The organism is Acinetobacter sp. SW-226, from assembly GCF_055632855.1.
Genome location: NZ_CM145752.1, coordinates 3458598 through 3472439 on the forward strand (window position 1 = coordinate 3458598; position 13842 = coordinate 3472439).

General features: G+C 42.9%; 13 protein-coding genes and 1 riboswitch. Of the genes, 7 read left to right on the forward strand and 6 right to left on the reverse strand.

What is annotated here, in order from left to right; all coding sequences use genetic code 11:
• Positions 1–7: 7 nt before the first annotated feature.
• Positions 8–280 carry an oxidative damage protection protein gene (locus ACZ8ZH_RS16410; RefSeq protein ID WP_087528582.1) on the forward strand — a complete coding sequence of 91 codons (273 nt, stop codon included), beginning with the start codon at positions 8–10 and terminating at the stop codon, positions 278–280.
• 448 nt (positions 281–728) lie between these two features.
• Here the strand turns inward: ACZ8ZH_RS16410 and phoU are convergent, their stop codons facing one another.
• Entirely contained in the window at positions 729–1445 is a 717-nt protein-coding gene (phoU, locus tag ACZ8ZH_RS16415; protein WP_004692799.1) for a phosphate signaling complex protein PhoU, read from the reverse strand.
• Between the two features lie 580 nt (positions 1446–2025).
• On the opposite strand from phoU, the gene ACZ8ZH_RS16420 reads away from it, so the two are divergent.
• The 6 genes from ACZ8ZH_RS16420 to gluQRS all read left to right on the forward strand — a co-directional run bounded on the left by ACZ8ZH_RS16420 (position 2026) and on the right by gluQRS (position 8484).
• A complete protein-coding gene (locus ACZ8ZH_RS16420) occupies positions 2026–3078 on the forward strand; it encodes a hypothetical protein (protein WP_119064892.1) in 1053 nt (350 codons plus the stop codon).
• 78 nt (positions 3079–3156) lie between these two features.
• Positions 3157–3284, forward strand: a riboswitch (TPP riboswitch).
• Positions 3285–3428: 144 nt separating this feature from the next.
• Positions 3429–5321, forward strand: coding sequence for a phosphomethylpyrimidine synthase ThiC (thiC, locus tag ACZ8ZH_RS16425; RefSeq protein WP_119064876.1), 1893 nt, complete (start codon positions 3429–3431; stop codon positions 5319–5321).
• A gap of 75 nt (positions 5322–5396) precedes the next feature.
• Positions 5397–6017: an NUDIX domain-containing protein gene (locus tag ACZ8ZH_RS16430; protein ID WP_086209759.1), complete on the forward strand. Its 621-nt coding sequence runs from the start codon at positions 5397–5399 to the stop codon at positions 6015–6017.
• A gap of 10 nt (positions 6018–6027) precedes the next feature.
• The gene (cpdA, locus tag ACZ8ZH_RS16435) at positions 6028–6825 is read left to right on the forward strand and encodes a 3',5'-cyclic-AMP phosphodiesterase (protein WP_086209760.1); all 798 of its coding nucleotides are present in this window, start codon (positions 6028–6030) and stop codon (positions 6823–6825) included.
• A 208-nt stretch (positions 6826–7033) separates the two neighbouring features.
• Complete coding sequence (dksA, locus tag ACZ8ZH_RS16440) at positions 7034–7561, forward strand: RNA polymerase-binding protein DksA (protein ID WP_004692816.1); 528 nt, start codon at positions 7034–7036, stop codon at positions 7559–7561.
• A gap of 2 nt (positions 7562–7563) precedes the next feature.
• Positions 7564–8484, forward strand: a complete 921-nt coding sequence (gluQRS, locus tag ACZ8ZH_RS16445; RefSeq protein ID WP_470247787.1) for a tRNA glutamyl-Q(34) synthetase GluQRS — start codon at positions 7564–7566, stop codon at positions 8482–8484.
• Between the two features lie 219 nt (positions 8485–8703).
• Here the strand turns inward: gluQRS and ftsW are convergent, their stop codons facing one another.
• From ftsW to ACZ8ZH_RS16470, 5 genes are all read right to left on the reverse strand, one after another.
• Positions 8704–9900: a putative lipid II flippase FtsW gene (gene ftsW / locus ACZ8ZH_RS16450; protein ID WP_086209762.1), complete on the reverse strand. Its 1197-nt coding sequence runs from the start codon at positions 9898–9900 to the stop codon at positions 8704–8706.
• A 19-nt stretch (positions 9901–9919) separates the two neighbouring features.
• The gene (gene murD / locus ACZ8ZH_RS16455; protein WP_119064872.1) at positions 9920–11266 is read right to left on the reverse strand and encodes a UDP-N-acetylmuramoyl-L-alanine--D-glutamate ligase; all 1347 of its coding nucleotides are present in this window, start codon (positions 11264–11266) and stop codon (positions 9920–9922) included.
• Between the two features lie 159 nt (positions 11267–11425).
• Entirely contained in the window at positions 11426–11677 is a 252-nt protein-coding gene (locus tag ACZ8ZH_RS16460) for a DUF6587 family protein (protein WP_086209764.1), read from the reverse strand.
• Positions 11678–11704: 27 nt separating this feature from the next.
• On the reverse strand, positions 11705–13564 hold the full coding sequence (gene feoB, locus ACZ8ZH_RS16465; RefSeq protein ID WP_086209765.1) for a ferrous iron transporter B: 1860 nt from the start codon (positions 13562–13564) through the stop codon (positions 11705–11707).
• Positions 13561–13821, reverse strand: a complete 261-nt coding sequence (locus ACZ8ZH_RS16470) for a FeoA family protein (protein WP_213033328.1) — start codon at positions 13819–13821, stop codon at positions 13561–13563. Before ACZ8ZH_RS16470 ends, feoB begins: the two co-directional genes overlap by 4 nt.
• Between the last annotated feature and the right edge of the window lie 21 nt (positions 13822–13842).

A 13842-nucleotide genomic window follows, 5' to 3' on the forward strand; every position in this document is an offset into this window, starting at 1 on the left:
TCTAGATATGACTCGACAAGTTTTTTGCCGTAAATATCAAACAGAAATGGAAGGTTTAGACTTTGCACCGTTTCCAGGTGTAAAAGGTCAAGAGCTTTTTGAAAGCATCTCCAAGCAAGCTTGGGGAGAATGGTTAAAGCACCAAACCACGTTAATCAATGAAAAGCGCCTAAATGTGTTTGAACCTGATGCGAAAAAGTTTCTTGAAGAACAACGTGAGAAGTTCTTTAACAATGATGAAAGCTTAGAAAAAGCTGAAGGCCTAAAGCCTGAGGCGTAATAAAGCGGAGTACTGCTCCAGCACGCCGTAAGACAAGCGAAGCGCATCGTTTCAAATGTCATGAAAGAGTCTGTAAAAGGACTCTTTTTTTTATTTGCATGTCGATTGACTAAATCAATCTCTAAAGTAAAAAAGAAGATAGATGACACGTGGATGACTTAATTACTGTTTAAACCGATTATTTGTATCCAAATGATTGAGTGTAAACATAGCGCTACAGAACCTGTATAAAACTCAACATTACACTACAAGAACCTACATGACGCAGAAAAACATCTTTCCTATAATGACATTCAAGGATAGAGGGAAACCTCTTATCTATAACGATAAATATCCCCGATTTTAGTCTCAGATTTCCCCCAAAATCTGAGATTTTTTTTATCCAAAAATTAAGCAACCATAAAAAAGCACAACCGAAGTTGTGCTTGAAAAATAAAATTCGCTTTTTTTATTTTTGGATATGTTTTTCAACTTCTTCAAAACTGGTATGACGCACATCCAAGCCTTTCACCATGTAAATCACTTGCTCAGAAATGTTACGCGCATGGTCGCCAATCCGTTCTAATGAACGTAATACCCACATCACATTAATCACGCGCGCAATATGACGCGGGTCTTCAATCATATACGTCATCAAAGTACGCGTTGCAGACTGATATTCACGGTCAATATCAGCATCGGCCATCATCACCCGTAACGCTTGCTCAGCATCCAAACGCGCGAACGCATCTAAAGCATCATGAATCATGACACGAACTTGGTTACCAATATGACGCGTTTCCATATAACCACGTGGTGATTCGCCATCTTCACATAAACTTTGCGCAATACGAGCAATTTTCGCAGCCTCATCACCAATACGCTCTAGATCAGTATTGGCTTTCGACATTGCAATCACCATACGCAAATCAATCGCAGCAGGATGGCGACGGGCTAAGATCAAGGTCAATGCTTCATCAATTTCACGCTCTAATTGATTCACTGCATTGTCTTTAAACTGTACATCTACCGCTAAGTTGGCATCGGTGTCGAGTAAAGCATGAATTGCATTTGCCACTTGTTGCTCTACCAAACCACCCATGGTCATAAATTTAGTATTCACATCCTGCAAATCTTCATTGAACTGTGAAGAAATGTGATGGTTTAAAACAGGACTATTTGGCAAAGGACGTACTCCACAGCAACATCATGAGGGACTAAAGTTTGAGCGATATTAAAACATATCAATTATGAAGATTTGATGACAAGAGCTCATTCTGAGCTTGTTTTGTCGATCCACAATGCTTTCATTTTTCGCATCTCATAGTCAGTCAACTTACCCACAGATGCCTTTAAATGCAAGATAATGCGCAAATCACCTTTCAAGTATCCGCATTGTATTTTGATTAAAACAGTATTCCTTCCCCATGAATGTCCATTTTTAGCACTAAACTTTTAACCAAATTGACATGCATCGAATTCAATTACACCTGTCACAACTTAGCTTTCGCCAACATCATCAAAAGCAAAAGTTTATTCAAACGAATTGTTATTAGTTTCGTATATTTTTTATTGCATACATTACACTGACATATCTTAATGCATTCATTATGAAGTAAATATTTTCCAGCGTCATAAACCCTGAACCACATTCATTCACAATACTACACATTAAAAATCTGATTCCTCTATAAAATGAGGCGTGGAGAAACGGAGTGTCTCTATATCTTGTTGTCGCTGAACTGAGTTTTCTAAATCGAGTTGCTGTGAATCATTTTTCTTTCTTTTCACTTAAAACATATACGCTCATATTTTTGTGCGTAATGCTGGCTGCCTGTCAGAAACCAGAGCCAGTGAGTTTTCAGGAACCAGCCAGAATTGAACCATCTTCGTCACAAACGATGGATCTCACAGATTTGTGCCAAAAAATTGGCAAAAACATGTCCGAAATAGATGCTCAACGTACCACTTTTGCTTTAGAACAAATCAACCAAGACTTGAAACTATGTCTACCTTTACTTGATTTCCAACAGCAAAAACATTTATTGAGTTTATCTAATAAAATGTACAGTGACTTCTTAGCCGTCGATCGTACGCCACAGCAACAACGTGCTTTTGAAAGTTATGCTTTAGAAATGGCACAGCACCCGACCATTCAACAGAGTCTTTTTGAACAATTAACGCTTCGTGACCAATACTTAATCAAACATCAAGGCCAATCTTATGTGGAGTTATTCGACGCAGGCGAAGGGGAAGTCCATTACCGCCGCAGCCCTGAATATTTAGCTAAAATTTTTGCACCCTATTTACCTGTTGCAGAGCAAGCGTTTATTGAACATTTAGCAGCACAAAATCAGTACCCTGCCGTGATCGACCATCAAGTTAAAATTGATGCTAAAGAAATTGCAGATCGTGCATTGTATTGGGAAAGTTATTTAAGACAATATCCTCAAAGTAGCTATCATCAAGATGCCCGCCATTTATTGAATCTATATAGCACCTTGCTGTTTATTGGACCAAATACTCAAGCTGTTTATGATGGCTATACCGTACAAAGCAGTTATTTAGAGGAAATTGAGCGTCTTGCTGAACTCAAAAATTCAGTAGTCACCGATCATGCACGTTTATTTTTGAAATTTATTGAACTTAGCCCTGAACAAAGAGCAGCTCAAATCATCTTGCCTGCTTCCACTCATCCGCAGCGTTTAGGTGCAGAGCAATTATTACAAGCTCAACTCGCTCACTTTATTCAACTCCGTATGGTTCAACCCGACCAAGGCAAAGACTGCTTAAGTGATGCCATTTGCCTGAACCGCTAACATATACGCTCTCAAATTGTGCTCATATTTTGAGTAAAAAGATCGCTGTTTTTGCTTAACATGCATGTTAAGATGATGCATCGCTTGACGGAGCGCGAGTAACAACTCGCTGAGATCATCTAAAGCTTTTTAATGAAGTTTTGAAGATGAGTACCGTTGAACCTGATCAGGTTAAGACCTGCGTAGGAATCAAGCCATCTAAAAACTGAACGCCTTTCATTGAACTATTTCCAGTAGAAATACATTCGTTGCATTTGTATCCACAAATCAACAACACATAGAAATAGTTTCAATTGCCATCGTTTTTGGTCGTGCTTGATTCGTTGATGTCATTCATAAGGATCATTGCAATGAACCATTTAACGAATCTTTCCGCTGAAATTTCAGCACAACATGAACAAGATGCCAAAGACCTGACCCGTATCTTGCCTGCCTCTAAAAAAGTCTATATCCAAGGTTCGCGCCCAGACATTCAAGTCCCCATGCGTGAGATTGAACTGACCGAAACCCCAACAGGCTTAGGCGGTGAGTACAATCCGCCTGTCATGGTATATGACACCTCTGGCGTATATACCGATAGCAATGTCAGTATTGATCTGAATAAAGGCCTACCAAATGTCCGTGAAAGTTGGATTGAAGAGCGCGACGATACTGAAATATTAGACTGCCTCAGCTCAAGCTTTGGTCAAGAACGTTTACGGGATATTCGTACCGCTGAGATTCGCTTTGCGCATATTCAAAAACCACGTCGTGCCAAAGCGGGCCACAATGTCACGCAGATGCATTATGCTAAACAAGGCATCATTACGCCTGAAATGGAATACATCGCTATTCGTGAAAATCAACGTCAGCGTGAAGGGGTCGATGCACGTCAGCACGTGGGGCAAAACTTTGGCGCGCATAACTTGATGGAAATCACACCTGAGTTTGTGCGTAAAGAAGTGGCTGAAGGACGTGCGATTATTCCTGCCAATATTAACCATCCTGAAATTGAACCGATGATCATTGGTCGAAACTTCTTGGTGAAAATCAATGCCAATATTGGTAACTCGGCTCTCGGTTCTTCAATTGATGAAGAAGTCGCAAAAATGACGTGGGCAACCCGTTGGGGTGCAGACACCATCATGGACTTATCGACCGGTAAAAATATCCATGAAACCCGTGAGTGGATTATCCGTAACTCACCTGTTCCGATTGGTACCGTGCCTATCTATCAAGCTTTAGAAAAAGTCGATGGGGTTGCGGAAGACCTCACATGGGAAATTTTCAAAGACACGCTGATTGAGCAAGCGGAGCAAGGTGTAGACTATTTCACCATTCATGCGGGTGTCTTATTACGTTATGTACCGATGACTGCAAATCGTCTCACTGGCATTGTCTCTCGTGGCGGTTCGATCATGGCGCAGTGGTGTTTGGCCCATCATCAGGAAAACTTCCTCTACACACATTTCGATGAAATCTGCGAAATCATGAAAGCCTATGACGTGTCATTTAGTCTCGGTGATGGTCTACGTCCAGGTTGTATTCAAGATGCCAATGACGAAGCACAATTCTCTGAGTTACGCACATTAGGTGAGCTCACTCATCGTGCGTGGAAACATGATGTTCAGGTGATGATTGAAGGACCAGGGCATGTGCCTATGCATATGATCAAAGAAAACATGGATCTACAACTTGAAGTTTGCCAAGAGGCGCCCTTCTATACTTTAGGTCCATTGACCACCGATATTGCCCCAGGTTATGACCATATTACTTCTGCGATTGGTGCAGCGATGATTGGTTGGTACGGGACTGCCATGCTGTGTTATGTCACCCCCAAAGAACACTTGGGCCTGCCGAACAAGAAAGATGTCAAAGATGGCATCATCACCTATAAAATTGCAGCGCATGCGGCAGATTTGGCCAAGGGTCATCCAGGTGCGCAAGTCCGTGACAATGCCCTGTCTAAAGCACGTTTTGAATTCCGCTGGGAAGATCAGTTTAATTTAAGCCTTGATCCAGACACGGCGCGTAGCATGCATGATGAGACTATGCCAAAAGAAGCACACAAATCTGCACACTTCTGTTCGATGTGCGGTCCGAAGTTTTGTTCGATGAAAATCACCCAAAACGTCAGGGATTATGCACAAAATAAACAGAACACTGAACTGAATAAAATTCAGCAAGAAGAGGTTGAATCAGGCCTCAAAAGCATGAAAAAACAGTTCCATGCAACAGGACAAAACTTGTACCAAAAAGTGTAAGTTCATAAAAAACCTTTTGTAATCATGCGATTCTCAGTTAGGATGAAGTGATAAATTTCATCCTGATTGAGCTTTATGAACATAATTAAGCAAGCTACATATCACCGTGAAGATGTCCAAATTGTAGACAGAACCTTTCTGTTTCGGGGTTTTATCCAAGTAGAAAAAGTAAATTTACGTCATCGTCTGTTTAATCAAACTGAGTACACCTCTGTGATTTCACGTGAGCTCATTCAGCGCCCTGAAGCGGCTGGTGTCTTGATTTATGACGATACACAACAAAAATTTGCACTGATTGAACAGTTTCGTATCGGCGCTATGGATGACCAAGATTCAGCTTGGCAGCTAGAAATTATTGCAGGGGTTTTAGATGGAGATGAATCACCCGAAAGTTGTATTCGTCGCGAAGCACTAGAAGAATCAGGTTGTCAGATTGAACAATTACAACATCTGTTCAGCTTCTATCCTTCTGCGGGTGCCTGTGCTGAACTGTTCCATCTGTATAGTGCTGCAGCCAATTTACCTGAACAAGGCGGTGTCTTCGGTATGCCAGATGAAGGTGAGAACATTTTATTGCACCTAATTGATTATGCGCAGATTGGTACATTACTTTCCAATGGTCGGCTCAGAAATGCGCCTGTCATAATGGCCTTGCAATGGCTACAACAACAGATTAAAACGACAAGGAATGTCTAAGGGGTCAGACATGACTTTAAATAATGAAAAAAATTGGATCATTGTCCAAATTTCCGATACGCACTTGATGGATCAAGATCATTTGGAATTTGTACATATGAATCCAGAGCAAAGCTTTCATCATGTGATGCAACACATTGTTGAACGCCATCCAAAAATTGATGCCATCGTCCATACAGGCGACTTGGCACAGGTTCCCGTGCCTCGGACTTATCAGCGCTATCTAGACTTTATGCAAAGTTTAAAGACGCCGTTTTACCAAGTGCCTGGCAATCATGACAATATTGAACACTTCCCTTTTCATGAGCAACAGAATAAAGCCCACGTTATTCACTTTGGTCCGTGGAGCGTAGTCTTACTCAATAGCGCAGTAAAAGGAAAAGTTGATGGATGGGTGGATGAGGCTCAGTTGATTCAGTTGGAACAGATTTTACAAGATTTTGCACAACAGCATATTCTGATTGCTTGTCATCATCATCCCTTTGAAATGCAGTCCAAATGGATTGATCAGCATAAACTCAAGAATACCCCAGACCTCACTGCTGTGTTGGCACGACATACCAATGTCAAAATTGTCTTATCAGGTCATGTACATCAAGAATCATGGCGTGAATGGCACAATATTCAGTTTTATTCGACACCTTCAACCAGTGTGCAATTTAAGCCTTTAAGTGATCATTTTGCTTTAGATGAGCAAGCACCTGGTTATCGTATTTTACAATTAAATGCAGATGGAACACACGAAACACAGGTACAGCGCGTGTCACACGCGCAACAAAAAATAAATGTTGAAATTTCAGGTTATTAACTTTTCATTTTTCTCGTTTTCAATTACCTTAGTTGCTCTTACGAAAAAGTGATCAATTTAATCCAAACATCAAAGACTATCAAAATACTTAAAAAGTCTATATGATGACGACCCCCGAGGGTGGAATCTACTCGAGGGTGGATAAAAACACTTGCATATCACCATATTTTTTGCGTATTGAATACGTATATGATGAGGATTGCCCTAAATGGCGAATGACAACCAAAATACTGTCTTAGACGAACAAACTGATGTTGTAGATGAAAAATCTACAAAACGCGTGCGCAAAACTAAGCCCAAAGCGACTGACGGTGGTTCTACTGCTAGCTTATTTGGTATTGAACCTTATCAGCCGAAAAAAAATGAAGAATACATGTCTGAAGGTCAGCTGGAGCACTTCCGCCAGATCTTATTGGCTTGGAAAGCAGAGTTGATGTCAGAAGTTGACCGTACACTCAACACCATGCAAGACGAAAACACCGCTTTGCCTGATGTGAATGACCGTGCGACACAAGAAGAAGAGTTTGCAATTGAACTACGTACACGTGACCGTGAACGTAAACTCATCCGCAAAATCGAACAATCAATTGAAGCGATTAAAAACGACGACTATGGTTTCTGTGAAACCTGTGGTATCGAAATTGGTCTGCGCCGTTTAGAGGCTCGCCCAACTGCAACTTTATGTATTGACTGCAAAACATTAGCAGAAATCAAAGAGAAGCAAAATAACGGTTAATCATGTTATTTAATAATCCTCCCCCAACCCCTCCTTTACAAAAGGAGGGGGACAACAGGATGGCTTATGTGGGTCGGTTTGCGCCATCGCCAACCGGCCCTTTGCATTTTGGTTCACTCATTACAGCCGTTGCCAGTTATTGCGAAGCAAAAGCACATCAGGGCTTATGGTTAGTACGCATTGAAGACACTGACATTCCCCGCATTTATCCTGGCAGTGAAAGCCATATCTTGCGTTGTATCGAAGCTTTCGGCTTTCAACCCGATGCAGAGATCATTTTCCAAAAAGATCGTCTCGATCTATACGAAAACGTCATTCAACAACTGCATCAACTCCAACTGGTCTATGCCTGTCAATGCACCCGCAAAATGCTCGGTTCTAATCACATTTATGCAGGTACTTGCCGTGACCTTGCTCTGCCTTTTGAGCAACAAGCCATTCGCGTCAAAGTGGAAGATCTCGAGATTTGTTTTGATGATGCGCTGCAAGGCAGACACTGCTCGCAGCTGGCACATGAGCTCGGTGACTTTGTACTGAAACGCCGTGATGGCATTATCAACTATCAGTTAGCAGTCGTAGTAGATGACTACCTACAAGGTATCACCCATGTGGTTCGTGGTGCAGACCTTTTAGACAATACCGAGCGACAAATTTATTTAGGTCAGCTCTTAAATTACCCGCATCTTAACTATATGCATCTGCCTTTAGCCATGAATGATCAAGGGCAAAAACTGTCTAAACAAAACATGGCACATGCACTCGATCTCAACCAAGCACCTGCTCTACTCGCTCAAGCGATACGCGCTTTAAATCAGCCAGCTGTCGAGTTAGACCACCCTGAACAAATGTTGCAACAAGCCATCACACAATGGGATGTTTCGCTGATTCCACATTGCACCACCCTGCACGGCACCTATGTATAGCAAAACGATTACGGCAGAAACTCAACACTAGGCATAGCATTCAACGTTTCAATTAAAGCAAATTCAAAACTGATGTAAACCATTACAGTTATATCCATCATAAAAGCATGAGGGATAAATGCACTGATGAAAAACAGAATTCAGGAACAGCTCAAACGCTATTCGCATAACAAAAAACATGTCCAGTATGCAAATAACATGATGAAAGAAGAATCAAGCTTAGAAGCTTGATTCTTCTTTCGTTGGGTTAGTGCTTTGTGTGCTGGCATCAATTTTTAAAATCAAACTAATCATCACTGCACACATAATCAGTGATGAACCGCCATAACTAATGAAAGGTAGGGTCAAACCTTTGGTTGGGAGCATCCCCATATTCATACCTGCGTTGACCAAAATTTGCAGTAAGAAAATAATCGACACCCCATAAGCCAAATACCCCGCACGCAGGTATTGGTTTTTCAGTGCACGATGACCAATTTTGATACAACATACCAACATGGTAAAGGACAGAATTAAGACTGTCGTAATTCCGAAAAAACCAAACTCTTCACCTAAAATAGCCAGCATGAAGTCAGTATGAGCTTCTGGTAAATACGCCATTTTCTGCACGCTATGCCCAAGCCCTACACCAAACCACTCCCCACGCCCAAAGGCCATCAAGGCATTGGAAAGCTGATAACCCGTACCTAGTGGGTCTTCCCAAGGGTTAGAAAACGACATTAAGCGCTCAAAACGGTAAGGCTCAAACACAATCAAAAAGACAAAGGCCGCAAAGATTGCACCAAAAGCCATACCAAACTGAATGAGGGGTGCGCCAGCAAGAAAGAAGATGCCGAGCATCATCAAGCTAATCACTACGGTTGCACCTAAGTCGGGCTCCGCAATAATCAAACCCACCGTCAACAGCATAATGATGCCGAGACGAATCAAGCCTTTGATGTTGTTCCTTACCTCTTCAGCACGGCGTACCACATAGTCTGCCGTGAAAATCGCCATCATTACTTTGGCAACCTCAGAGGCCTGCAAGGTGAAGCCCGCAACACGAATCCAGCGGGTCGAACCATTCACCTCTGTACCAACAACCAATACCGCGGCCAGCAGTAAAATGGTTAAGATCCACAACGGAAAAGTATTGTTAAACCAGACATTGAGTGGTATTCGGTAGACGGCGTAGGCTAAAACACCCGCTACAACAATGGAAATCCCATGACGCAATACGTAGTGGAATGAATTCTCATGAAGGCGTTCAGCATACGGCATAGAAGCCGAAGCTACCATGATCGAGCCTAAACACAACAACGCTATCACACAAAAGATCAATACATTACGCGGTGTCACTTCACTGGGTACACGTGGCGCCCAACGGCTATAAAACTGGTTAATTTTATTGATCGTTGTCTGAGCAAACTCAGCCATCTCAATTTCCTTATTATTTTTAGTGGAGTTCTTGCACACAAGCGACAAACTGATGTCCGCGCTGTGGGTAACCACTGAACATATCAAAACTTGCACATGCAGGTGACAATAACACGACATCGTGGGCTTGGGTATGGGCTTGGCAAAGGGCAACCGCCTGCTCTAAAGTGTCAGCATGCAGTAAAGTCGTTGTTCCTGCCACGGCTTTTTCAATCAATACTGCATCTTCACCAATCAATACTGCCACTTTCACATATTTGCTCAAAGCTTCACGTAAGGCACTAAAGTCTTGCCCTTTGCCTTGACCACCTAAAATGATCGCGACCTTACCACCTTTGGCCGCAATTGCTGCACCTAAGCCATCAATTGCAGCTAAAGTTGCGCCGACATTGGTTCCTTTAGAGTCATTATAGTAACGGACACCCTCAACGTCTTTCACAAACTCACAGCGATGCTCTAAGCCTTTAAAGCCTTTCAGCGTTTCCAACATCGACTCAAGCGGAAGATTGATTGCCTCCCCCAAAGCCAAACAGGCTAAAGCATTGGCAACATTGTGTGTGCCTTGAATATACATCTCTGCACTATTCAATAACCGTGTGCGGCCACGAGCCAACCAAATCGTACCATCATCATCTCTTAACACACCGTACTGATTCATATCAGGCGCATTTAAACCGAAGCTTTGCATTGGTGTAGCATCAGGAACTAAAGGACGAGTGAGCGAGTCATCACGGTTATGAACGACTTTTTTCACGCCTTGGAAAATGCGATGCTTCGCGGTATGATAACCCATCATATCGCCATGACGGTCAAGATGGTCTTCACTCATATTCAGCACCACCGCAACCTCAGCCTGTAAATTTGATGTGGTTTCTAACTGGAAGCTGGATAACTCCAAAATATATAGGTCTGGATCATCCTTGGTTAAGTCTAAAGCTGGACGGCCAAGATTGCCTCCCACCGCGACTTTCACACCTGCATGTTCAGCCATCAGACCAATTAAGGTCGTCACGGTACTTTTTGCATTAGAGCCTGTAATCGCCATAATCGGTTTATCGGTTGCACGGCGTAGGATTTGAATCTCACTCACCACAGGAATGCCTTTGGCAATCGCAGCTTGAATTTCAGGTAGTTTCGGATCAAGCCCAGGACTAATAATGATTTCTTCAGCAGACAACAACAGCTCTGCGTCAAACTGACCAAAACTGGTTTGTACCTCTGCTGGAATTTGGTCATGACCGGGCGGGGTCGATCGAGAGTCCGTTACTGCAACGCGGTAGCCTTGGTTATGTAAAAAATTGACCGCTGCAACACCTGAAATACCGAGTCCTGCAACGACCTTAAGTCCACCACGTTGTATTAACATTTTCGCCCCATGCTTGGTCTGAAATTTATCTGCGGAAATGTTAGCACTTTGCTGTTTTGAATGCTTTTTCTGTTTTGACTTTCCCGCACTTTTTTTGTGTCAGTGCGTAAAAAAGCCGTCCCTATCGGACGGCTTTTTTATTTGTGAGTAAAAATCGTTTTATTTCCACTTCACCGCCTGAACTTCAGGCTTTTTCGCACTGCTGTCTTCTGTCGCTGGGCAGGCACAATTTCCACCACACCCACCAGACATCGCAGGTTTTAACCACGCTGCTAAACGCGTCCAACCGCGTGCTTCACATAGCTCCGCCAAGGATGTGAAAACTGAACCTGATGTCTGAGGAAATACTTTCTTAAACACCACCACCGCACTCCAGATCACTAGAGCAGCAACAATTAGAACTTCAATCATCTCAATCTCCTCGCCTATTTACACTGATTAGCCCAAATAGTGCGTTGCAATTTGATAGGTCAGGAATGACATTAAATAAGCCAAACCAAACAAGTAAATGGTCATAAAACTCACGGTTTTCCATGAACCTGTTTCACGTTTGACCGTCGCTAAGGTAGCCAAACAGTGCGGTGCATAAATAAACCACACCAGTAAAGATAGTCCTGTCGCTACCGACCAACCGAGCTCACCACCACTACTGATCAGTGAAGCCAAGCCTTGTGACATGGCATCATCATCGACAGCAGATAAGGCATATACCGTACCTAGAGCTGCCACCACCACTTCACGGGCCGCCATGGCTGGAATCAAAGCAATACAAATCTGCCAGTTAAAGCCCAGTGGCGCAAAAATCGGTTGCAGTAAATGACCAAGCATGCCTGCAAATGAATAATCAATTTCAGGTAAAGTCGCGCCTTCAGGGGCTTGCGGGAAGGTACACAAGAACCACAGCAAAATAGACAAGGCGAAAATGATACCACCTACACGACGTAAGAAGATCTTGGCACGGTCAAGTAAACCAATCCAAATATTCTTCAAGTCAGGGAAACGATAGCTTGGTAACTCCATCATCAACATATGTTGTGACTTGTCTTTCTGGAAGAATTTCAGAACGAAAGATACACACAGTGCACTCACAATCCCTGCCATATATAAAGCGAACAACACCAAGCCTTGTAGGTTGAACAAGCCCCAAACGGTTTGATTGGGGATGAATGCTGCAATCAATAATGCATATACAGGCAACCGTGCTGAGCAAGTCATCAACGGTGCAACAAAAATCGTGGTCAAACGGTCACGGGGATCGCTGATGGTTCGTGAAGCCATGATGCCCGGAATCGCACAAGCAAAACTAGACAAGAGTGGAATAAAGGCACGTCCTGAAAGACCTGCCTTATACATCAGTTTATCCAGCAAGAATGCAGCACGTGGCAAATAACCTGATTCTTCCAACACTAAAATAAAGAAGAATAGAATCAGAATCTGTGGCAAAAATACCACCACACCACCTGCACCTGCGATGATTCCATCCACCACCAAACTGTTGAGTAAAGGTTGACTAATCACCCCACCTGCGGTTTCACCCAACCAGCCAAAGAAAGTTTCAATCCCATCCATAAACGGCGCTGCCCAAGCAAAAACCGCTTGGAAAATAATAAACATCATCACAGCGAGGCTGACTAAACCGAGAACAGGATGCAAGAAAATTTTATCCAGAAAATCTGTTCGTTTGTCTTCTTCATCAACATACTGCACCACATCGTGCAATACATTCTCAACCTTCTGATGTGCCGTATCACCTTTTAAACCTGTCAACTCAGTATAAGGCACAGCATATTTGCCCTGCTCTAAAGCACTGAGGAGACTTTCAATACCCGAGTTACGTACTGCAACGGTTTCAACAATGGGCACACCCAAACGCTCAGAAAGCTTTTGGGTATTGATTTGCATCCCACGGCGACGTGCTTCATCCATCATGTTTAAAACGATTAACATTGGACGACCCAATGCAATCAGTTCAATCACTAAACCAAGGTGAAGTTTGAGGTTGGTTGCGTCAACAACGCACAAGAAAGCATCTTGCTGACCTTCATCAGCAATTTTCCCCATCACCACGTCACGGGTAATCATTTCATCAGGGCTGGTCGCATCTAAGCTATACGTCCCTGGCAAGTCCAGAACGCGAACCGCTTGACCTGAAGGCAAACTAAACTGACCAACTTTACGTTCAACCGTTACACCCGCGTAGTTGCCGACTTTTTGACGGGTTCCAGTCAGATGGTTAAATAACGAAGTTTTACCGCAGTTAGGATTACCTACAAGGGCAACACGCAAGGCATCACTCATCTAGGTGCTCCTTCGACTTGAATTTCAATTTTTTCAGCTTCAACTTTTCTTAGGGCGAAACGTGTAAAACCCACTTGGATTAAAATGGGATCGCCTCCAAAAACGCCTTTGGTAATCACCTGTACTTTAGTACCTGCAACAAATCCTAGTGTTTCAAGACGACTAGCCACCAAGTCAGTCTGAGCTTCGCCATCCAAAGTACGATTCACTTTGCTAATGATGGCAGTTTGTTTGACTTTTAAATCAGATAAACGCACCGCATCCAACCCTTTAATATT